The organism is Pedobacter sp. (genome assembly GCF_040513095.1).
Lineage (GTDB): Bacteria > Bacteroidota > Bacteroidia > Sphingobacteriales > Sphingobacteriaceae > Pedobacter.
Genome location: NZ_JBEVDX010000152.1, coordinates 1 through 21,700 on the forward strand (window position 1 = coordinate 1; position 21,700 = coordinate 21,700).

A 21,700-nucleotide genomic window follows, 5' to 3' on the forward strand; every position below is an offset into this window, starting at 1 on the left:
CATAACCAATAACCCTAAGATTACTGAACATGTTATTATGTGTTTCTTTATCATTTTCCTCCTTTTTTTGGTTAACAATTATAAAACGCCTGCAAACATACAATATATAAACCTAATTATCAACCCATTACATAATTTAGGGACAAAAGCACCGTTTAAACGCCTATAAAGCACGATTTTAAAATCAACAATGAGCCCGAAATTAAAAGAGGTGATTTGAGCTATTTTTATTAAATTTGCACCCCGCATTAATTATGTGGTAAACAGCGTATCATGACAAAAAATAACAACAGGAACAGTCGGGATGACAAGTCCAAACCGGGAAACCGAAGCACAACAGGTAGAACCCAGAGTGGAACTGATAGTTCTTACAAAGGCAAAAGCAGGTTTGAGGGGAAAGAGGGGAACGATAAGAGTAAATCTGGAGCTGGCAAAGACAACTACAGACCAAGGGCAGCAAAAGAGGGCGATGATTTTAACAGCAGACCTCCGAGAGACGGAGAAAGAAGCAGCTTTAAATCAAGAGAAAGTGGCAGCAGCAACTTCAGACCAAGAACAGGAAGAGATGGCGATGCCAAAGACTTCAACAGCAGACCTCCGAGGGACGGAGAAAGAAGCAGCTTCAAACCAAGAGAAGGTGACAGCAGCTTCAGACCAAGAACTGGAAGAGATGGCGATACCAAGGATTTTAAAGGCAGACCGCCAAGAGACGGAGAAAGAAGCAGCTTTAAACCAAGAGAAGGTGACAGCAGCAATTTCAGACCCAGAGCAGGTAAAGATGGGGAAAGCCAGAGTTTCAGGCCTAAAAGCCCGAGAAGTTCAGCAGGTCCGTCAAGCTTCAAACCACGCGCATTCAAAGAAGGCAGTTCTAAAGAAATGCCAAGAAATGAAAGCCGCAGTTATGTAAAAAAAGACAATTTCAGTACGGATGGCGAAAGACCATTCAGAACATTCGATAAAAAAACCAGCACTTCAAGAAGTACAGACAGCAGGCCATTCAGAAAAAGAGAAGAAGGCGGTCCCCTGTTATCAGGCGGAAAACCATTCTCTAAAGACCGTCCGGCAGCAGCCCCTGTAATGCGCAGCAGAAAAGAAAGCAACAGCGTTGATGACGGAAAAATCCGTTTGAACCGTTACATTGCCAACTCTGGTATCTGTTCACGCCGTAAGGCAGATGAACTGATTGCTGCAGGTGTAGTGTCAGTAAATGGTGTTCCGGTTTCTGAACTGGGCCATAAAGTAGATCCTGCAAAAGATGAAGTACGCTACAATGGTGAGCTGCTGAAACGTGAAAAAAGGATTTATGTGTTGCTGAACAAACCAAAAGATTATATCACTACTACGGATGATCCTCAGGAACGCCGTACAGTAATGTCACTGGTGGAAAAAGCAAGCAGGGAACGTATCTATCCTGTTGGCCGTTTAGACCGTAATACTACCGGTTTATTATTAATGACCAATGATGGTGATCTTGCAGATAAACTGTCACACCCTAAAAATGGCATTACCAAGATTTACCATGTTGAACTGAGCAAAAGCCTGAGCCAGGGCGACCTGAACAAGATCCAGTTTGGACTTGAACTTGAAGACGGTATAATAAAACCAGATTCCGTATCTTATGTTGCAGGGGGATCAAAGCGTGAAGTAGGCATCCAGATCCACAGTGGTAAAAACAGGATTGTCCGCAGAATATTTGAACACCTGGGATACGAAGTAGTAAAGCTGGACCGCGTAGTTTATGGTAACCTGACTAAAAAAGATCTTCCACGCGGAAGATGGCGTTATTTAGAAGAGCATGAACTGATCCAGATCAAACATCTGATCCAATAATATAAGCGCATTGACGTTATAGTTAACATGAAGCCGGCATAAGATCAATCCTATGCCGGCTTCATAACTGAGAGCCAACAATCATCCAATGAGAAAATTAGTTTACCTGTTAGCTGTGATCATGAGTTCCTTAACTGCAGAAGCACAAAAATCAGATTACCGTCTGGTAATCGGAACCTACACTGCCCCCGGAAAAAGCGAGGGGATTTATGTATATGACTTCGATGCCGTTACTGCCGGTCTTAGGCAGGTAAGCGTACAGAAGAACGTTATCAATCCAAGTTTCCTCACCCTAACGGCTGATAAAAAGTTCCTGTATGCGGTAAACGAAGACGCTGACAGAAGCATGGTAAGTGCTTTTAGTTTTGATGAGGCTACAGGCAAATTAGATTTTCTGAATAAACAGAAGGTTGATGGCGCCGATCCATGCTACCTGATTGCCGATGATCAGAATGTAATTACTGCCAACTACAGTGGTGGCAGCATTTCCGTTTATGGCAGAGACCGCAGCGGAGCACTAACCCCGGTAAAACAATTGATCCAGCATACCGGATCGGGAATCGACAAAGCAAGACAGGAAAGTGCACACGTACACATGGTGCGCTTCACACCTGACCATAAATACGTTGTATGCAACGATCTGGGAGAGGATAAAGTAAAAATCTATGCTTACAATAAGTATGCTGATAATGAGGTCCTGACACTAAAAGATAGCATTGACACCAAACCAGGCAGCGGCCCCAGGCACATCGTATTTGGCAACAGTGGTAAATACGCTTATCTGATTCAGGAGATGCATGGCGATGTGACAGCTTTCAGTTACAACAATGGTACGCTCAAAAAGATCCAGGAAACCAGTGTGGTTGACAAAGATTTTAAAGGCCAGAGCGGCGGTTCAGATATCCAGCTATCAGCAGACGGAAAGTTCCTGTACATCAGTAACAGAGGTACTGCAAATACCATCACAACATTTGCCATAGGCAAAGACGGGAAACTCAGCAAAAAAGGTCAGATCAGCTCTGGGGGAGATGCCCCGCGCGCATTTACTATAGATCCGAGCGGAAACTGGCTGCTTGCAGGCCACCAGAAAAGCAATGATATCATCATTTTTAAACGCAATAAGATTACCGGTGAACTTACGAACACCGGCAAGAAGATTGATATTGGTGCCCCGGTATGTTTTGTATTTGTACCTAAAAAATAAGCAGGTCTATAAGTCAACCTGCGGAGTCAGCAGGTGTGCATGGCTTTTGGCAATAATCTTATTGTACATTTCAATATAAAAAGGCAGGATCTTTTTCAAATCAAAATCCTGTGCCCTGGTAAACGCATTCTCTTTAAAACGGTTCAGCACTTCATCGTCCTTAAGGATAGAAATTGCTTTAACAGCCATATCCTCAACATCACCAACGTTACTCATATAACCACAGAAGCCATCTACATTCAGTTCAGGTAAACCACCTGCGTTGGATGTAATAATAGGCACCTTGCAAGCCATAGCTTCTAACGCTGCCAATCCAAAGCTTTCCGTTTCAGAAGGCATCAAAAACAAATCAGATACAGAGAGAATTTCCTCAATCGCATCCTGTTTGCCCAGAAAACGTACCTGGTCACAAATTCCCAGATCACGACATAACTGCTCATTATTTGCACGGTCAGGTCCATCACCAACCATCAGTAATCTTGAAGGGATCTGATCATGGATAAGTTTAAACATCTTAATCACATCAGCAGTTCTTTTCACCTTGCGGAAATTGGATGTATGGATTAGAATCCTTTCATTATTTGGAGCGATCGCCTTCTTAAAGTGATCTTTCGCCTTCAAGCTAAACCTAGTAAAATCAATGAAATTAGGGATCACCTCAATCTCATTGGTAATATCAAAATGTTTCTTGGTATCTTCTTTCAAATCTGCAGAAACAGTAGTTACGCCATCAGATTTGTTGATTGAGAACGTAACCACCGGTTTATATGTTGGATCTTTTCCAACCAATGTGATATCAGTACCGTGAAGGGTAGTTACAAAAGGAATATGGATACCGTAAGTTTCCAGAATTTGCTTGGCCATAAAAGCTGCAGAAGCATGTGGAATTGCATAATGAACGTGCAGGATATCCAGTTTTTCAAATCTTACTACATCTACCAATTTGCTGGCCAGAGCCGATTCATAGGGAGCATAATCAAACAGGGGATAATCTCTCACAGAAACCTCATGGTAGTATAGGTTAGCAGAGAAAAAGTCTAACCTGGCAGGCTGGCTATAGGTAATAAAATGTACCTGATGCCCTTCATCGGCCAGTGCCTTTCCTAATTCTGTGGCTACAACACCGCTACCGCCAAATGTGGGGTAACAAACAATACCTATCTTCATTAATTCAGTTCTTAGACAGTCACAATTTAACTGTTTTGCGGTTGCAAATTACAGTACTAAACATGAGCTTTGTGTTAAACAATTGCAATTATTTGGTTTGTAACAAAATTATCTTCCCATTTCTGCCTGGATCACCAATAACATTTCGTTAGGCCTTTGTGTTCCAATATAATACATCAGTCCATCCCGGTCAGTTAATACTATAGCGTCCTTTCCTGAAGAATAGAAACGTATACTTCCCTTACGGTGCAGATTATATACAGGATTATTAAACAAGTAGTTACTGTAGGAATCCTTTCTAACACTTACAATACTGTTCAGGTCGATTTTCACCTTCTTGGCAGTCCACAACCCATCGATAACAATACTCTTATTGTGAATGATGATCTTGTACTGGATCATAAACAGCAGGATGATAGAGATCCCGATAATTCCAAAACCTACAACAAGAAAAAGATCCTGCGTATTGTCGCGGTCCCTTTCATATACATAAGCACCAAAACAGAAAGCTGCCATTAATAAACGAATAGCAATCCTGATGTAATCCCGGCCTATGTATTGTTTTTCAAGAAAAGCGTACTTATTGATCATTTATTTAAATTTCTGTTCGAATATAACGACTTTTTTTGTGGTTGACGTCACTTTATATCGGTTGTCCTGTCGCAAACCCATCACCCAGACGATCTCCCCGTTGCCATTAATTAAAATTGGAATATTCTCCTTTTCGGGCAGGGGCACCTTTTGATCGATAAAAAAGTCGCTCAGGTTTTTAAAGTTTTTCATTCCCAGCGGCATAAAACGGTCACCCTCCTGCCAGTTTCTCAGGATCAGCGGAAAGATTAGTTTTTCCACATCTATAAAGGCTTTATGCAGGTTACTTTCAAAGCTGACCTCTTCTGCATAGGTGATCTCAATCATTTGCCTGTCCAGCTGCAGCGTTTTGTCTGCCCGGTGGATCATATGGTGGCGGTCATGCTCTTCAATCGTGTTTGTGATGATGAGTTCGGTTCTGTCTATCGTGATGCGGTGGCTGGGACTGTAAAATGAAGTTCCGCTTTGTTTGTCCAGTGAAGCCAGCAATTCTTCAGCTACCATTTCAGTAAACCCGTAGGGCTTCAATAGCTCAGAGAGAAGCAAACGCTGCGGACGTAAAGCAACAACTTTTTCAATCAGGAGATACACACCGTTAATCCGTTTCTCACAAATTTCTGCTGTCAGCTGAGCGATACGCTGCTGTAATACGATCTCCGTATCCGCGAAGCGCACTATATTACGTGCAAAGGTTTCTTCCAGATTGGGGTTAATCTCCTTTAACTTTGGAATTACATCCAGCCTCAATTTGTTCCTTGCGTAATTGCTGGTCAGGTTGGAACTGTCCTCTACATACTCAATGGAATTTGAACTGATCAGTTCGTCTATCTCCTTGCGTGAAAGAAACAGCAATGGTCTTACCAGGTAATCCCTTTTAGGAAGAATCCCATGTAAACCTGCTATTCCAGTTCCTCTCACAAGATTCAGTAAAACCGTTTCTATTGCATCATCCTGGTGATGTGCTACGGCGATGAAATCATATTGCTCGTTGCTTCTCAGTTCTTCAAACCAGCTGTACCGTAAATCGCGGGCTGCCATCTGGGTAGATATTTTATGATCAGCAGCATAAGTTTTTGTTTCGAAATGCGTTACATACAAAGGAACGTCCATTACAGCGGCAAGGGTACGGACAAAATGTTCATCCCTTTGCGATTCGCCGCCCCTTAAGCCAAAATTACAGTGTGCAATTCCAAATTTAAAGCCCGCCTCCTTAAAATAATGAACCATCAGAACAGAGTCTTTTCCTCCGCTTACAGCGAGTAAAATCTTATGTGTACGATTAAACAGGTCGTTTTTACGGATGTATTCAGCGAAGGTTTGCAGGGGTAACATCTTCAAAACTACGGAAAAAACAATAATTAACTATATGAATATTGCTGCGCAAAAAACTAACTTTGTAAAGTGCAAAAAAACCACACTTTTAACATTCATGGTGCTTTCATGAATTTACTGTCTGCCACATCCGGGAAAATACTTGCAGGATTCTTCCTGTTTTTTTTACTCCCCCTGGGTCTCTCTGCCCAGCAGAAAACCAAGATTATTCTGCAAAGTTCAGAACGTAGCCGGATCATTACCAAAACCGATATCACCTATCTGAGGAGACCTGTATTTAAACAGGATAACGCTATTCTTACATGCGACAGTGCAGTTTTTTATACTGCGAAAAACTACTTCGAAGCCTATAACAATGTACACATCAACCAGGCTGATACCATTAATATCTATTCTGACTTTCTTACCTATGATGGAAATGCCAAACTTGCGCATTTAACAAGTAACGTCAGGCTTGTGGATAAAAGTTCTGTACTTACAACCAATGTGCTGGACTACAGCATGGTGCCCAAAGTAGGTACTTATGTAGACGGCGGTAAGATCGTGAACAAAGACGCTACCATTACCAGTAAAAACGGTTATTATTTTGCAAACAGCCGGGATGCCTATTTCCGCTACAATGTATTGGTTGTTACTGAACAGAGTACCATCAAATCTGATACGCTGCGCTACAACACTTTCAGCAACTGGGCTTATTTCTATGGCCCTACCAATATCAAGGAAAAGGACGGCGGTAACCTTTACACCGAAAATGGCGCTTACAATACCAAAACCAGGTATGCCTATTTTGGAAAAAACAATCTCTATACCTCCGGCAGCAGGTCTATGAAGGGTGACAGTTTATATTATGATGGTATTGCTGGTTACGGTAGAGCTGTGAAAAACATCACCTTCAGGGATACAGTAGATAAAATGCTGATGCGTGGCCAGCTTGGATATTACTATAAAGCTGACCAGCGAACGGTGGTTACCAAAAATGCATATGCAGGGATGGGAACAAACGACACTGTGATGGTAAAAGATGTAAAACAGCCGGACAGTCTGTGGCTTGGTGCCGATACCCTCGAAACACAGATGGTATTGCAGAAATCATTAAAGCTGATTAAAGGACCTGTCATTAAAAAGGATAATGAACTGGGCGATGAAGACCGCGAAAGCAAAATGAACGGGGTCAGTAAAAAATCACCTGTTGCTGATAAAAAGCCTGGCAGCGCTGCTCAGGGCAAACCGGGAAGCCCGCCACCGGGCGGACAAAAGCCTGATGATAAGAAAAAACCACTAGCGGGAGTTAAACCGCCAGTTGGGGCGAAGGATAGTTTAAAAACTGACTCTGCTGTAAAGGTGCCCGTCGCGCTTACCAAAAAGGATTCTACAGTCAAACTTCCGGTATTTAAAAAAGATTCCCTGAAAACCGATAGCCTGAAATTACCTCCGGGCATGAAAAGGACCGTGACTGTTCCAAAAGCTAAACTTCAGCTGGGAATAAAAAAACCAGTGGTTAAAGACAGCCTTCCTGTTAATCCGCTGGACACGGTACGTACCCGAAGTATTAAAGCTTTCAGACATGTGAATGTATTCAAATCGAACATGCAGGCAAAAGCCGATTCGCTTTTTTATACAAGTGCAGATTCTACCCTGCGCTGGTACAGAAATCCTATTATCTGGTCGCAGGGTTCACAGCAAACAGGTGATACCATTTATTTACAGCTCAGAAATAAAAAGATCAGTTCTGTGCAGGTGATCCAGAATGCCTTCGCGGTAAACGTAGATCCGATAGACACCACAAAGTTCAATCAGATTAAAGGTAAAATGATCACCGGATTTTTTAAAGAAGGGAAACTGAGCAGCATGTACGTGGATGGCAATGCCGAAAGTGTTTATTTCACCAAAACTGATGATGGAAAGAAATACGAGAAAATGAACCAGACTGTCAGCAGCAGGATCAAGATCGTTTTCAGGAACAGTGAGATTGGGGATGTTGTACCAATAAAGAATGTAGAAGGTGCCACCACACCGGTTGCAGATATCAAACAGGATGTAATCCTGACAGGTTTTATCTGGAAGCCCGAACTTAGGCCCCGATCCAAAAGAGATATCACAAATCCCAGGGCGATTGCCAAACCTAAAAAACCTGTGGTCGCGAAGGCTCCTGGCAAAGGGGTAAATCAGGTTAAAGGCTTACTTAAAGATGCAAAAGCCCCGGCAGGTACAAAGTTGGGCGATCTTAAAAATCTCGCTGCTAAAGAAGCTATGAAACAATTGGGATCATCCAGTCCTTCGGCTGTAAGCCCTTCTGCAGTCAGGAAACAAATCAGCACTATCAAACAGCTTGGAAAAACTGCCAATTCGCTAAAACTGAAGGATTCAATCCCGGCTAAACTGATTGATACTGCAAAGAAAGAACTGCCAGGATTGATCAACAAAGCAGATTCGCTGTCTAAACTGCCTGCTCCTTTAAAAAAGTAATCAGCTTGCGCATGGCGATAGCTCTGTGACTGATCTGGTTTTTCTCGGTCATGTCCATTTCTGCAAAAGTACAGTCATAACCATCCGGCTGGAAAATCGGATCATATCCAAATCCGTTAGCACCGGTTGGGTTTTCTCTAATTGTGCCCTCTATAGCTCCCTCAAAAAGAAATCTTTGGCCGTCACGGATCAGGGAAACCACAGTTCTGAACCTTGCTTTCCTGTTTTGTACACCTTTCATCTTTTGCAAGACTAATTGAAGGTTTGCTTCGTCGCCCCTTTCTCCGGCGTATCGGGCAGAGTATATCCCGGGTTCATTGTTCAAAGCCTCTACTTCCAGTCCGCTGTCATCAGCAAAGCAGTCGAGCTTAAAGTTTTCGGCAACAAAGCTGCTTTTCAGCTCTGCATTTCCTGCAAAATTATCTGCTGTTTCCGGAATATCTGTTGTACAGCCGATGTCGGCCAGGTTAAGTACTTCATATTGTCCGGTAAGCAGGGTTCTCACTTCGCTGGTTTTATGCTGGTTATTTGTGGCAAATACTAATTGTCTCATCTAAAATATAAATTGTTTAAGGCTGCTCCATAATTTTTTCTTGCCATCCTGATCCCGGGCCAGAAGGTCGAGCCTGCCTGTAAATACAAGCTGGGTATTCCCATGCGAACCAACACTATGCTGAGGCTGATCAGGGAGGCCCAACTGTGCAGGACTCACACCAAATCCAAGTACAAGTTTGCTGCTGAAGAATCTGCTCAGTTCCTCAAATTGCACATGGCTATAACTGAAGTAATTTAACAGTGCAAAATCATTTGCCGTAAGCTGCATTGCTTTTACCAGGTTCCTGAGCAACTCTCTACCGCCTTCAGAACTCACATCGTTTTCCCCATCATTTACCAGGATTAGCACATTTTTCTGGTTTTTGCCAAGATATTTAAATACAATTTCGGAAGCAGGAGCTATTACTGGCATAGGTGCTACCGGTATAACCGGGGCAGACACTGGAACAGAAGCTGGTTGAGGTGTACTTACAGCTGCATCTGACACAGCGGGTGAAGCTGCAACGGCAACACTAATCTCTTCAGTTCTGACCAGGTAAATATCATCAGTAAAAAATAAACGAAGCGCTTCGGCACTTGTAGTTAATTGTTCAGCCATGAATGCTATAGGATATAGGAATATTTTTCTGTTAAAATTAGTTAAATATCCTATTATAGCGCCTTTATTTATTACTTTTATAGCTTAAAAATACCCTAGTAAAGCTTCTGTGAGAAAAACCTGCTGTATCATTATTCTCTGTTTTTTCTATTTCGGTACTGTTGCACAAAACGTTGCTGTTGTAAACAGCAATCCCATCAGCCAGAAAGAATTCGTATGGGTATATAAAAAACACCGTCCGGGGAATACCCAACCTACACTGACAGATCTGATCTCATTTTTGAATATTTATATAGACTTCAAACTTAAAGTAGAAGATGCAAAGGCAGCGGGTCTCGACAAAGACAGTACCTATATCGCTGAGACAAAAAATTATGAAGCAGCCTTACTGTCATCCATGCCACCCGAAGCACAGAAAGCAGATTATTCTCTTGTGATCAATGAATATAAAGAGGCACTCCTGCTTTTTAATATCTCACAGACAAAAATCTGGGACAAGGTAGGCGAGGAAGAAGATAGTTTACAGGAATATTATAACAGCCACAAACAGCAGTATTCGTCAAAGCTTTTTGATGAGGTACAGACTGAAGTATCAGCCGATTATCAGAAGAAAATAGAGTGCGACTGGGTAACCTCACTGAGAAATAAATATAAAATAACCATAGATCAGAACCTGCTCAATAAGTTGATCAGATGATATTATCTACAAATGGTTGAATAATAGTAAATTTGCAAACAAAATATAATTGAAGAAAGTATAATGAAGAAAGTTTTATTGATGGCAAGCGGGTTGCTCTTCTTGTTTATATTGAATGTACAGGCTCAGACAAAAAGCGTAGATAAAGTAATCGCGGTGCTTGGTAGTGACGTGATCTTATTATCTGAACTGAATCAGCAATACGTAATGTACCTTAACCAGGGTAATCCACCTGATGAGACCAAAGCAAAATGTTACTTCATGCAACAGATGCTGGTTCAGCGTTTGTTAAAACAGCAGGCTGATATCGACTCTGTAATGGTTGATGATAAACAGGTTGATGATGAGCTGGACAGAAGAATGCGCTACCAGATTCAGCGTGCAGGTGGCCAGGATAAACTGGAAGAATTCCTGAACAAGTCTGTACTGCAATATAAAGATGAGATGAGAGCCGACGTAAAAGATCAGCTTCAGGCCAACAAGATGCAGGGTACGATCACAGAAAAAGTGAGCATTACTCCTCTTGAAGTAAAAAAATATTTTGATACCTATAAAAAAGACAGCCTGCCTGATATCCCTGCAGAATACGAAGTAGGAGAAATCACTTTGAACCCTGAACTGACAAAGGCAGAGAAACAAAGGTTCATGGATAAACTGGATGCCATCAGGCTTCGTGTGAAAAGCGGCGAAGACTTTGGTTTCCTGGCAAAAACATATTCTGAAGATCCGGGATCTGCTGCTGAAGGGGGCGACCTTGGTTTCTTTGACCGTACACAGATGGCCAAAGAATTTACAGCGTGGGCTTTTAAGCTGAAACCAGGTGAACTTTCTCCTGTATTCGAAACTGATTTCGGTTTCCACATCCTGCAGGTTGTGGAGAGAAGAGGTGAGCAGGTTCATGCACGCCATATCCTGATCCGCCCGCAAAGTACCCCTGCAAGTTTAGAACGTACCAAACTGCATGCAGATAGCATCTATACAAACATCCTCGATAAAAAACTGAGTTTCTCTACCGCAGCTTCATTGTATTCTGCTGACAAGGAATCGAAGTATAACGGAGGGATGATACTCTTTGCAGATAACGTTACAGCGAGAACAACATTTATCCCTGCGGACAAGCTTGATCCTAAAATTTACCAGGTAATTGATACCATGAAAGTGGGCGAAATATCTAAACCGGTACCTTTTACTGGACAGGATGGAAAAGAAGGTTACAAGATCGTATTCCTTAAATCCAGTGTTGCGGCGCACAAAGGAAACCTTGACCAGGATTACACAAAATTCAAGGATAAGGCACAACAGGAAAAAAGTGACCGTACCATGAGTGAATGGTTTGAAAAAAGAAGAAAGAACACTTACATTAGGATCGACAGCGATTACCAGGAGTGCAGTGAACTGAAACTCTGGACTAAACCTGCTGCAAGTACCACAGAAGCGAAATAAATGACAGCATACCATAACGACATCGCGGCAGTTGATGCCCTGCACCAATCTTATATTGATATTAAAAATGAGATAAGCAAAGTCGTTATTGGCCAGGATGAAGCAGTGAAAGCTGTGCTCATCTCCATATTCAGCAATGGCCACTGTTTACTGGTAGGCGTTCCGGGACTGGCAAAAACCCTCCTGGTGCAAACCGTTGCAGATGTGCTGGACCTTAATTTTAACCGCATACAGTTTACGCCAGACCTCATGCCTGGCGATATCATCGGCGCCGAGATCTTAGGAGAAGACAGGAACTTTAAATTTATTAAAGGCCCTGTCTTTTCTAATATAGTACTTGCAGACGAGATCAACAGAACTCCGCCAAAAACTCAGGCCGCTCTTTTAGAAGCCATGCAGGAAAAGGCGGTTACTGCCGCAGGATTTAAACATATCCTCCCAAAACCATTTTTTGTACTGGCTACACAGAATCCTATTGAACAGGAAGGTACTTATCCCCTTCCGGAAGCACAGTTAGACCGTTTCATGTTCAACATCCAGCTTACTTATCCAAGTTTCGCTGATGAAATGACTATTGTAAGAAACTCTACCGGTGGTGAAACTGTAAGTCTCCGCAAGCTGATCAATGCAGAACAGATCCAGTATTTTCAACAATTGATCAGAACTATTCCTGTCACAGATAATGTATTGGAATATGCAGTAAAACTTACCGGCAAAACACGCCCGGGCAGTCCGCTTGCAACAGCTGAAATCAATCAGTATGTGAATTGGGGCGCAGGCCCCCGTGCATCACAGTTCCTTATACTAGGGGCTAAATGCCATGCGGCGATATCTGGTAAATACTCTCCTGACATTGAAGATGTACAAGCAGTAGCTGAGGCCATCTTGCGCCACAGGATCGTTAGGAATTACCGTGCAGAAGCTGAAGGTATTTCTATTGAGAAGATCATTAAGAATTTGCTGTAGATCCAAATTTCCCAGCTATTATTTCCCCCTTTTTAAAAAGCATATTCCATCCAGTCCTACATTAGCATTATCTGCAGTAACCCCCATGTTTGGCGATATGTAAGCTGCTAAGCTATGGCGATTTTTGGGGACACATAAATAATCATATCTTATGCAATTACAACTAAAGGGAAAAAAGATCCTGTTTGGTACCGTACCTGCTGACGGTCATTTTAATCCTCTTACGGGCTTAGCTGTTTATTTAAAAGAGCAAGGTTGCGATGTTCGCTGGTATACATCCTCAATTTTTAAAAAAAAACTGGACCGCCTGGATATACCATTATATCCGCTTGTCAAAGCGCTGGAAGTAACGGGCAGCAATTTGAACAAACTCTTCCCTGAAAGGGTGGAGATCGATGATCCCTCAGAGAAAGTAGAGTTTGACCTGATCCATCTCCTTGGAGACCGGGGGCCTGAATACTTTGAAGATGTCATTGATATCTATGAAACATTTAAATTTGACATGATGATCACAGATGGTGCTTTTTCTGTGATCCCCTTCGTTAAGCATAAACTCAAGATACCTGTGATAGCTATCGGTATAAGTGTTCTCTATGAAGAATCTGTTGACCTGGCACCATATGGAATGGGATTGCTGCCACCTACAAATGAGGCCGAGCGGAATGAATATGCGAAATTACGCGACCATATCAATAATTCGGTCTGCAAAAAGTCGATCGACAAATTTTCTGCGATCCTCGATCAATATGATATACCCCATAAAAAATCCCTTATCTTTGACCTTCTCGTCAGACAGGCCGATCTTTATCTTCAAATTGGTTCGCCGGGCTTTGAGTTTGAGCGGAGCGACATGGGGAATAACATCCGGTTTATAGGCTCCCTTCTTCCGGCAGTTTCCAAAAGCAGCGAGGAGCCCTGGTTTGACGACCGCCTCAATCAATACAAAAAGATAGTTCTCATCACGCAGGGTACCGTAGAAGGAGATACCGATAAACTTCTGGTACCGGCATTTGAAGCTTTCAAAGATACAGATGTGCTGCTTATTGCAACTACGGCGGGGCACAATACTGCAGAGTTAAGACAGAGATTCCCGCAGCAGAATTTGATTATAGAAGATTACATTTCCTTTGATACAATAATGCCCTGCGTAAATGTATATATCACAAATGGGGGCTACAGTGGTACGCTTTTGAGTATTAAACATCAACTGCCTATGGTTGCTGCAGGCGTCCATGAGGGCAAAAATGAAACTTGTTCAAGAATTGGGTATTTCAAGTTAGGGATCAACCTTAACACAGAAAATCCGGCGCCTCAGCAGCTCAGAGATGCTGTAGAGGAAGTATTTGGCAATCCACAGTATAAGAATAACGTGATAAAGATTGGGACAGAGCTCAGCAGCTATAATTCAAAAGAGCTGTGCCTTAGATATATTAAAGAGCTGATTGGCTAATCTGCTGGTAGTGCAGCAAATTGACAACAAATGATTTCGGCCGGCATAACAACCGGTCGGATTTTTCATTTAAGACCTAAATGCTACAATATTTCCACCTTGTGGTTACTTCTTATTAGTATCTTGACTTCTTTCCGCGCTGACTTTCATGGTATGGGTTTTCAACAAATTCAGGATGACATAGGCACCGATGAGTGCCGGACATAAAAGCAGAAATGAGCGCTGCAGCAGCGTAAACACTGGCAATACGGCTGATGGTACAAGCTTGGAAAACAATACTGCAATACCGGCTTCTGCGAAACCGCTGCCCCCCGGACTTGGCGCAAAATAGATCATGAACTGTATCAGTACCTGAATACTGATCACCTCCAGAATATCAACACGTATACCTAAGCCAAGCAGGATAATGTATTGCATGCAGTACTTGTTCAGGTAAAGCAGTGTCGTAATCAGCAAGCTCAAAGGAAATAACCAGGGATGCTCCGCCAATAATTTCTTACAGATCTGCTGGTAATTGAGGATTTTCCCATAGCTGGTATCAGCCCACTTTAGTAATTTCACTTTCTTCGCCGGCCACATACCACCTATGATTTTAACAAGCCGCAGCAGACCAGCTCCGATCCATAAGGGTTTCCAAAACGCAAGTAGGAAAACACACAGGAATATAGAGAAAACAGTAAATCCATATTTTAATAGCGCCGGGATCAGTCCGCTGTCCAACTGATTGTTCATCGCCCAAATTGCAAATAAACCAGCCAGCGGCATAAAGAGCAGTGTAGCCCCCATGTTGATGAGGCTGACAATAAAGCCATCTAAAACTTTGACCCCATACCGGTTGTAAACATATAACTGCCCTGGCCCTGCCCCACTGTGAAATGGTGTTACCGCCCCCATAAACATGTTGGCTACGTTAGCCTTAAAACTTACCCAGTGTGAAAGTTCTGGTTTAAGCTGGCGGATAAAGATGTGGTTCCTCCAGCTGCCGAGCATAAGGTCAATAAATACCATTCCCAAACATAAGGCGATGTATTTGAGCTTAAGGCTGGAGAGTGCTTTGATGGTATCATCCGTATGGGAATAAAAGAAAACAATTGCTACTGATGCGATTGTCAATAATCCCAGCCACATTCCACCTTTAAGGATTAATCTTTTATTAAAGCCTTGAATAAAACCTGATTCATCTAAAGGCTGAGCGGCTTTTTGAGCTACAACTTCTTCTTTGTATTGCATATGTTTTAGTTTAAGGCCCTTCCTTCGCTTGAAACAGGCACTTTGTTTAGCCATTTTAGAATGGTGGGGAACAGATCAGCTGTTCTGGCTGAATGACTGGCCCAGCCCTTTTGATTGTAAATCAGCGGCACAAGCATATGTTCTCTGCATAAAGATCCATGCGAGCCCTTATGTTCCGGGTATTCCCAGAAATCTCTTAAGTCATGCCCGTTCGCTGCGCTTACCACTATATCACCCGCACGACTGCTTCTGAACAATTGAGAGATCTGAAATAATGCATCAGGGTATTCGCTTTCCATCGTTACCTCCAGTGCCTGCTGTTGTCCCGACACCTCGATATTTCCCATTCCCAATGGATCAGCATCTATAGGGTTATAACTAAACTTCAATCCGTCAGATTTGATTATTGCACTGCCATTTTGATTTTGAATAATAAACTCTCCTAAGTTATCTCCCCGACAGCTCACAAAATCAACTGCTTTCTTATCCAGAAGGTTCTTCATTCTTTCTGATCCAAAATGCTGGTTGATTTCACTGCGGCCCAGGGCATGATCCCCCGCATGATTCAGCAGGTGAATACTGCCAAATGAATTTCCAGAGATCATCACTGCAGACTTGGGGTTTCTTCGCCAGATTACAGGATAGCTTACCGATTTTAGACCCTGCTCTGTCATCCAGTCACCAAGGTCGAAGTGTGCATCACTTGGTGTTAGACCATGGTCTGAGGTCAAAAGAAACAACGTATCCTGCCACCATCCTTTTTTTTCGAGATAGGCCCTCATTTCACCTATGCTGTTGTCTGCAATCTGATAGGCTTTTACAGTCCGCTCGTCGCGGATGTGATGATAATGAGAATCCCAGTCAACGCTTGGGAAAACAGCAAACAGAAAATCAAAATCCTTGTCACTTTGCAGCATTTGCATGATACGTTCGTGGCCTTGTATATCTACAGGATGGTGCCGCTTTAAAAAATGTGCACGGGTATATAACCAGGACTTCCCTTTTTTACCCAGATCATGATCGTCAGGAATGTTTCTGGTAATCATGTTATACAGGTTGTAAGAATCACCGCAAAGGTCAAACAGGGCTGGTTTATCGGCAGGCATATCTGTATTAAACCAGGGCGCTTCCGGCCCGCAATAGGAACGCATGGCCATTCTATTCCAACGGCTGCGTTTAAACTCTTTTTTATCAAACCAGCGAATGCCGGGGATATTCATTGTTCCTGGAAAATGACCGGTCAAAAACGGCAGGTAAGCTGGACCTGTAGTTGAGGGAAAGCATGTTGTAGCAGTGCGGTAAGTCCCTTCTTCTTTTAGCTGTTTTAAATGAGGTAATTTACCTTGTGACATTAATTCGCTTAGCACATCCGGCCTTGCACCGTCTAACAGATAAAACACAACACGTTTTCTAATTTTCTTCAAGCTGATAGTATTATATATAAGGAAGGACAACTCATTAAGGGCAGCCCCCCATACAACTAAGTTAAATAAAATAATAATTACAGTAATGCATGTAGCATTAACTATCGTTATTACATTTTGAAGCTAAAACGTAATTTTTAGTGAAATAGCATATTTCGTTAAAGAGTATAGCTTCAACAGCCGCGATGAACGCGTAGCTGCAAGCTTTCACACTCTTCATATCACGTATTATAAACCCTATAATAGCAATCATATAACTGAACACTAACCTTACAAATGAATCACAACCTTTGCATAATTCAAGTAGTAGCAACTTAATAATTGTGGGCTCTCCAATTGTTGAGCCGATTCTCCCTAAAAAAAAGAGAAATGAAGCACATAGGCAAAAAGGTCAATCATTATGAAAAATGTAATCTTAATCACCGGAGCAAGCTCTGGTATGGGCAAAGAGACCGCTAATCGGTGAAGGATATACTGGAGACCGCAGCCCGCCGGCTGGAAAACATGGAAGACCTGAAACAACTGGGCGGTTGTCCTATGCAACTGGATGTAACCAACGAGGAAAACATTCAGTATGTAGTGGATACGATAATCCAAAAAGAAGGTAAGATCGATGTACTTTGGAATAACGCCGGTTATGGGCTATACGGCTCCGTGGAAGATATTCCGCTGGCAGAAGCCCGCAAAGAATTTGATGTAAATCTGTTTGGACTTGCAGCCATGACACAGAAAGTGGTGCCACAAATGCGTAAAGCAAGATCCGGAACTATCATCAACACATCGTCTATGGGCGGTAAGATGTATTTTCCTTTAGGAGCATGGTACCATGCAAGCAAACACGCTGTAGAAGGGTTTAGTGACTCCCTGCGGTTGGAACTCAAACTTTTCAATATCGATGTGGTGGTACTGGAGCCCGGACTGATTGCTACGGAGTTTAACGATGTAGTGCTTCAAAGTATTTCAGCGATTTCAGGACAAAGCCCGTACATAGACCTCATGAATAAATTCTCCGATGGAGCGAAAAAGACCAGCGAGAAAAACGGCTCTTCTAAACCTTACATAATAGCGGATGTCGTAAGCAAAATCGTAGGAAGCAAAAAAGTAAAGACGCGCTACCGTATTGGAAAATTCGCGAAGCCGTTGGTTTGGATGAGGGTTTATCTGGGTGACAGGTTATTTGATAAAATCATTACAAGTCAGATTTAACAGCGCTATAAATCTTAGGAAAATGGACCTATCTACTTCTTCACAGGCAAATCAACCCCTGAAAAAAGATTAGGATAATCAGTAATAATCCCGTCAACCCCTAACCCAACCATATACTGAATCTCCTTAGGGCTATTCACAGTCCAGGGGATAATCTTAATACCCGCCGCATGGCAGCGGTCTACAAGACCTTTGCCAACTAAAACAGAATAAGGGCTATAAACCGTAGGTGTAAACCCAAGATCCTTGATATTATTCTCAAAATCTTCTTTCTCGTCAATCATCAGCGCAGTCCGCATCTTAGGATACTTCTCATGAACATATTGCAGGCTTCTAACATCGAAGGCCTGGATGATCGTGCGCTTACTGATTTTCTTCTTCTCTACTACATCCATTACAAGCTGAGTAAATTCTCCAGGCTCAGGATGAAACTCAAGGTCTCCTTTACGCACTGTCTTGATCTCAATTCCGTAATTTGGCTTAGGCAACTTGTGTAGTTTCACATAAGCTTCAACAGAATCGATCACCTCAGAAAGCAAAGGTTTATAAGCTTTATACTTCTGCTGGCCGGGAAAGCGGCTGTGCAGCTTACTGCCTACATCAAACTTTTTGATCTCTGCATAATCCATCTTGTACATATTAAAACTCCGCTCGTCCTTTAAAGGAATAGGCTTTCCTGCGGGAGTGAGACTAATCTCATTGTTGAAGTAAGGTTCATGTGAAAGCACTACCTGATTGTCCTTAGAGATCACAACATTCATTCCTAGGGTAGTTACACCAAGGTCAAGGGCACGAAGCATTCCCCCAATGGTATTTTCCGGCATTAAGCCCCGGGCTCCTCTGCTGCCTTGTTTATCAAAACTCTGTGCATTAGCAGCAAAAGGTAAGGTCAAAGCCAATAGTATTGCTATTTTTAATTTCATCATCATTCAAAAATAGCAAATCCTGCTGCGTTCAGTTCAAAATAATCATAACAAAATTACAAAGAAAATCACTACCCTGTGCGCGCACACATTTTATATTTATATATTTGTGCACGCACACAGGAAATTCGATTAGCTGAAACAAATTTCATTAACAGCTTAACTACAACTATTCTATTTAACCGAATTAGTTTTAATAAAAGGAGGCAAAGGCCTGCAACATATTTACTAAACACCAAAAATGTAGACATGAGAACAAAACAATTCTTTTATGTAGTATTATTCCTTTGTTTATCAGCGCTCTTAAATGTGAAGGCGCAGGAGAAAAGTAAAAAGAACATTATAGAACATGCTTTTAACAAAACTTCGCGGATCAGAATTGAGATGGTATCCAGTAATATCCTCAGAATCTCAATTATCCCTAAAGGGGGCACTTTTCAAAACTCCGGGCTCAACCGCTATGGATTTATAAATAGTCCTGACATCAGAGATTTCAAACCGGAAGTAGCAAAAACCGACCAGGTTTTCTCCGCAAAAACAGCTGATATGCGCGTTAAGATCAATTACTCAACAGGAAACATCTACGTTACCAATGCCGATGGCAGCAAAGTATTGCTGGATCAGCGGACAGCTACCTTTGAAAAGGGTATCACAGAGGCTACTTTTAAAGCTGACAAAAATGAAGACTGGATCGGATTCGGAGATCAGTCAAGAACTCATCTTTACCACAGAGGATACATGGCCGACTGTGATATCAGGTACAAGACCTCAACATATATTCCCGTTCCTTATTTTATGTCAACAAATGGAGCAGGAGTATTGGTAAATACTACATTCCGTACCATATTTGATATGTGTAAAACCAAATCCGACACATATAACTGGAAAAACCAAAGTGGTACCGTAGATTATTATGTGATTGCCGGAAAAGACTTCAAACAGCTTTTGAGTACCTATACTGGATTAACCGGCAGGGCTAACCTGCCACCGCAGTGGGCTTTTGGCTTATGGTTTATCTGCCGCGATCAGGCCGATGATATGGAGGCAGTGACCGCAGCATACAATTTCAGACAGGAGCAAATACCCTGCGATATAATCGGACTGGAGCCCGGATGGATGGAGCGCAGATATGATTACTCCATAAAAAAGAAGTGGAGCTCCAAACGTTTCCCCCACCCATTCTGGTTTGTTGAAACACGACCTCCATCATTTGTACCCGCACTGAAAAAGATGGGCTTTAAGCTCGAATTATGGCTGTGCAATAATTACGACCTGAGTTACGAAGCAGAAAGGCAGGCAGCCAGGCGGGCAGGAATAAAAGTGAACGAAGATTCCCTGAAAAATGCGGCGAAAGCAAACGCAACACCTCCGCTATTCCAGGATGATCACCTGGGTGGCAGTGTGTACGCAGATACCGTAACCCGCATTGATACTCCCTGGTTCCAGCACCTGGAAAAATTTGTAGATCAGGGCGTGGATTTTTTTAAACAGGATGCTGCCGTACAAATGGAATTTCACCCCGACCGCCTCTGGGGAAATGGAATGAAAGATAAGGAAATGCACAACCTCTATCCTATTCTCTATTCACAACAGATGTATGACGGCTTTAAGGCAAAAACAAACAGGCGCCCCACAGCACTTACCCCTGCCGGCTGGACGGGCTTTCAGGCGTTTGGTGCCACCTGGACTGGGGACACAGGAGGAGAACTGGCTACGCTTGGAGGTATCCTGAATACTTCGATAGTAGGCGGAAGCTGGTCAACCGTCGATATGGAAGTAAGCACTAAAGAGGGAATTCATTACGGTTACCTATTGCCCTTTAGCGAAATCTGCAGCTGGGCTTACTTTAAAATGCCATGGGTACAGGGAAACGAACTCAAATCCATACACAAGGATTACGCAGAACTGCGTTCAAGATTATTCCCTTATCTGTATTCATCTGCCAGGATGACCACTAAAACTGGTTTGCCCTTGCTGGAACCACTCACCATTGCTTTTCCTGAAGATAAAAACTGCCGTGAAAACTTGCACCAGTATCTGCTCGGGCCCGGATTAATGGTAGGTATCTATAAAAAAGAAATGTATTTCCCTGCCGGGAGATGGAAGGATTACTGGAGCGGCGAAATAGTTGAAGGTTCGCAGCAAAAAGATGTAACCTGGCCGGATAATAAAGGAGGAGCTTTGTATGTTTCTTCAGGCGCCATTATACCCATGGCACAAGTAATGCAGTACCGCGGCGAAAAACCTATGGATGAAATCACCCTGTACGTATTTCCGGATCAGAAAGAAACAGCCTTTGATTTATACGAGGATGACGGGATCAGTTTCGATTATGAAAACGGCAAATATTCAACCAACCGGATTACCGCGAAAAAAACTGCAACTGCCAGTATCATCGAAATTGGTAAAACCACAGGGGGCTTCGAAAACAGCGTTAAAAACCGGACCTGGAACATTATCCTGAATCTGGCCGCAAAGCCATTAGCTGTATCTATGGACGGAGCTGCTGTAAAAGAAGATCAGTATACATATAATGAGACCAGGAAAGAACTGACCATCCGTAAGCTAAGCAACACGGGAATTATCAGCGTTCAGGAGAAATAAAAAAAGAGGCTGCT

17 protein-coding genes are annotated in these 21,700 nt (G+C 42.6%); 9 read left to right on the top strand and 8 right to left on the bottom strand.

The genetic code is table 11. The annotated features are described in order from the left end of the window. The first annotated feature begins 273 nt into the window (after positions 1–273). Both ABWY16_RS16905 and ABWY16_RS16910 read left to right on the top strand, forming a co-directional pair. Complete coding sequence (locus ABWY16_RS16905) at positions 274–1,830, top strand: pseudouridine synthase (RefSeq protein ID WP_353905835.1); 1,557 nt, start codon at positions 274–276, stop codon at positions 1,828–1,830. Between the two features lie 88 nt (positions 1,831–1,918). After that, positions 1,919–3,034: a lactonase family protein gene (locus ABWY16_RS16910; RefSeq protein WP_353905836.1), complete on the top strand. Its 1,116-nt coding sequence runs from the start codon at positions 1,919–1,921 to the stop codon at positions 3,032–3,034. 6 nt (positions 3,035–3,040) lie between these two features. On the opposite strand, the gene bshA is transcribed toward ABWY16_RS16910, so the two are convergent. From bshA to tilS, 3 genes are all read right to left on the bottom strand, one after another. Further along, positions 3,041–4,201 (bottom strand): N-acetyl-alpha-D-glucosaminyl L-malate synthase BshA, encoded by a 1,161-nt coding sequence (gene bshA / locus ABWY16_RS16915; protein ID WP_353905837.1) that lies wholly within the window; start codon positions 4,199–4,201, stop codon positions 3,041–3,043. A gap of 108 nt (positions 4,202–4,309) precedes the next feature. After that, entirely contained in the window at positions 4,310–4,792 is a 483-nt protein-coding gene (locus tag ABWY16_RS16920; protein ID WP_353905838.1) for a hypothetical protein, read from the bottom strand. Then, positions 4,793–6,124, bottom strand: a complete 1,332-nt coding sequence (tilS, locus tag ABWY16_RS16925; RefSeq protein WP_353905874.1) for a tRNA lysidine(34) synthetase TilS — start codon at positions 6,122–6,124, stop codon at positions 4,793–4,795. It lies immediately after the preceding gene. A 108-nt stretch (positions 6,125–6,232) separates the two neighbouring features. Here tilS and ABWY16_RS16930 point away from each other — a divergent pair, with 108 nt between their 5' ends. Then, positions 6,233–8,590 (top strand): OstA-like protein, encoded by a 2,358-nt coding sequence (locus tag ABWY16_RS16930; protein ID WP_353905839.1) that lies wholly within the window; start codon positions 6,233–6,235, stop codon positions 8,588–8,590. Here ABWY16_RS16930 and ABWY16_RS16935 read toward each other — a convergent pair. Both ABWY16_RS16935 and ABWY16_RS16940 read right to left on the bottom strand, forming a co-directional pair. Next, positions 8,562–9,143, bottom strand: coding sequence for a non-canonical purine NTP diphosphatase (locus ABWY16_RS16935; RefSeq protein ID WP_353905840.1), 582 nt, complete (start codon positions 9,141–9,143; stop codon positions 8,562–8,564). The genes ABWY16_RS16930 and ABWY16_RS16935 overlap by 29 nt on opposite strands. After that, a complete protein-coding gene (locus ABWY16_RS16940; protein ID WP_353905841.1) occupies positions 9,144–9,743 on the bottom strand; it encodes a hypothetical protein in 600 nt (199 codons plus the stop codon). 109 nt (positions 9,744–9,852) lie between these two features. Here ABWY16_RS16940 and ABWY16_RS16945 point away from each other — a divergent pair, with 109 nt between their 5' ends. The 4 genes from ABWY16_RS16945 to ABWY16_RS16960 all read left to right on the top strand — a co-directional run bounded on the left by ABWY16_RS16945 (position 9,853) and on the right by ABWY16_RS16960 (position 14,299). Next, positions 9,853–10,440, top strand: coding sequence for a hypothetical protein (locus tag ABWY16_RS16945; RefSeq protein ID WP_353905842.1), 588 nt, complete (start codon positions 9,853–9,855; stop codon positions 10,438–10,440). Positions 10,441–10,503: 63 nt separating this feature from the next. Next, the gene (locus ABWY16_RS16950) at positions 10,504–11,883 is read left to right on the top strand and encodes a peptidylprolyl isomerase (protein WP_353905843.1); all 1,380 of its coding nucleotides are present in this window, start codon (positions 10,504–10,506) and stop codon (positions 11,881–11,883) included. Beyond that, positions 11,884–12,849 carry an AAA family ATPase gene (locus tag ABWY16_RS16955; RefSeq protein ID WP_353905844.1) on the top strand — a complete coding sequence of 322 codons (966 nt, stop codon included), beginning with the start codon at positions 11,884–11,886 and terminating at the stop codon, positions 12,847–12,849. Positions 12,850–13,000: 151 nt separating this feature from the next. Continuing rightward, on the top strand, positions 13,001–14,299 hold the full coding sequence (locus ABWY16_RS16960; protein WP_353905845.1) for a glycosyltransferase: 1,299 nt from the start codon (positions 13,001–13,003) through the stop codon (positions 14,297–14,299). A 105-nt stretch (positions 14,300–14,404) separates the two neighbouring features. Here the strand turns inward: ABWY16_RS16960 and ABWY16_RS16965 are convergent, their stop codons facing one another. Beyond that, positions 14,405–15,529 carry a lysylphosphatidylglycerol synthase transmembrane domain-containing protein gene (locus tag ABWY16_RS16965; RefSeq protein WP_353905846.1) on the bottom strand — a complete coding sequence of 375 codons (1,125 nt, stop codon included), beginning with the start codon at positions 15,527–15,529 and terminating at the stop codon, positions 14,405–14,407. Between the two features lie 5 nt (positions 15,530–15,534). Beyond that, positions 15,535–16,953 carry an alkaline phosphatase family protein gene (locus ABWY16_RS16970; RefSeq protein ID WP_353905847.1) on the bottom strand — a complete coding sequence of 473 codons (1,419 nt, stop codon included), beginning with the start codon at positions 16,951–16,953 and terminating at the stop codon, positions 15,535–15,537. A 462-nt stretch (positions 16,954–17,415) separates the two neighbouring features. Here ABWY16_RS16970 and ABWY16_RS16975 point away from each other — a divergent pair, with 462 nt between their 5' ends. Beyond that, positions 17,416–18,159, top strand: a complete 744-nt coding sequence (locus ABWY16_RS16975; RefSeq protein WP_353905848.1) for an oxidoreductase — start codon at positions 17,416–17,418, stop codon at positions 18,157–18,159. A gap of 32 nt (positions 18,160–18,191) precedes the next feature. Here the strand turns inward: ABWY16_RS16975 and ABWY16_RS16980 are convergent, their stop codons facing one another. Beyond that, complete coding sequence (locus ABWY16_RS16980; RefSeq protein WP_353905849.1) at positions 18,192–19,088, bottom strand: glycerophosphodiester phosphodiesterase family protein; 897 nt, start codon at positions 19,086–19,088, stop codon at positions 18,192–18,194. Between the two features lie 243 nt (positions 19,089–19,331). Here ABWY16_RS16980 and ABWY16_RS16985 point away from each other — a divergent pair, with 243 nt between their 5' ends. After that, positions 19,332–21,686 (top strand): glycoside hydrolase family 31 protein, encoded by a 2,355-nt coding sequence (locus ABWY16_RS16985; protein ID WP_353905850.1) that lies wholly within the window; start codon positions 19,332–19,334, stop codon positions 21,684–21,686. Positions 21,687–21,700: the final 14 nt, after the last annotated feature.

Coding starts and splice junctions, on each gene's coding strand:
- ABWY16_RS16985 (WP_353905850.1), top strand. CDS start 19,332: ATGAGAACAAAACAATTCTTTTATGTAGTATTATTCCTTTGTTTATCA.
- ABWY16_RS16965 (WP_353905846.1), bottom strand. CDS start 15,529: ATGCAATACAAAGAAGAAGTTGTAGCTCAAAAAGCCGCTCAGCCTTTA.
- ABWY16_RS16920 (WP_353905838.1), bottom strand. CDS start 4,792: ATGATCAATAAGTACGCTTTTCTTGAAAAACAATACATAGGCCGGGAT.
- ABWY16_RS16940 (WP_353905841.1), bottom strand. CDS start 9,743: ATGGCTGAACAATTAACTACAAGTGCCGAAGCGCTTCGTTTATTTTTT.
- ABWY16_RS16955 (WP_353905844.1), top strand. CDS start 11,884: ATGACAGCATACCATAACGACATCGCGGCAGTTGATGCCCTGCACCAA.
- ABWY16_RS16910 (WP_353905836.1), top strand. CDS start 1,919: ATGAGAAAATTAGTTTACCTGTTAGCTGTGATCATGAGTTCCTTAACT.
- ABWY16_RS16960 (WP_353905845.1), top strand. CDS start 13,001: ATGCAATTACAACTAAAGGGAAAAAAGATCCTGTTTGGTACCGTACCT.
- ABWY16_RS16905 (WP_353905835.1), top strand. CDS start 274: ATGACAAAAAATAACAACAGGAACAGTCGGGATGACAAGTCCAAACCG.
- ABWY16_RS16980 (WP_353905849.1), bottom strand. CDS start 19,088: ATGATGATGAAATTAAAAATAGCAATACTATTGGCTTTGACCTTACCT.
- ABWY16_RS16935 (WP_353905840.1), bottom strand. CDS start 9,143: ATGAGACAATTAGTATTTGCCACAAATAACCAGCATAAAACCAGCGAA.
- bshA (WP_353905837.1), bottom strand. CDS start 4,201: ATGAAGATAGGTATTGTTTGTTACCCCACATTTGGCGGTAGCGGTGTT.
- tilS (WP_353905874.1), bottom strand. CDS start 6,124: ATGTTACCCCTGCAAACCTTCGCTGAATACATCCGTAAAAACGACCTG.
- ABWY16_RS16930 (WP_353905839.1), top strand. CDS start 6,233: ATGAATTTACTGTCTGCCACATCCGGGAAAATACTTGCAGGATTCTTC.
- ABWY16_RS16950 (WP_353905843.1), top strand. CDS start 10,504: ATGAAGAAAGTTTTATTGATGGCAAGCGGGTTGCTCTTCTTGTTTATA.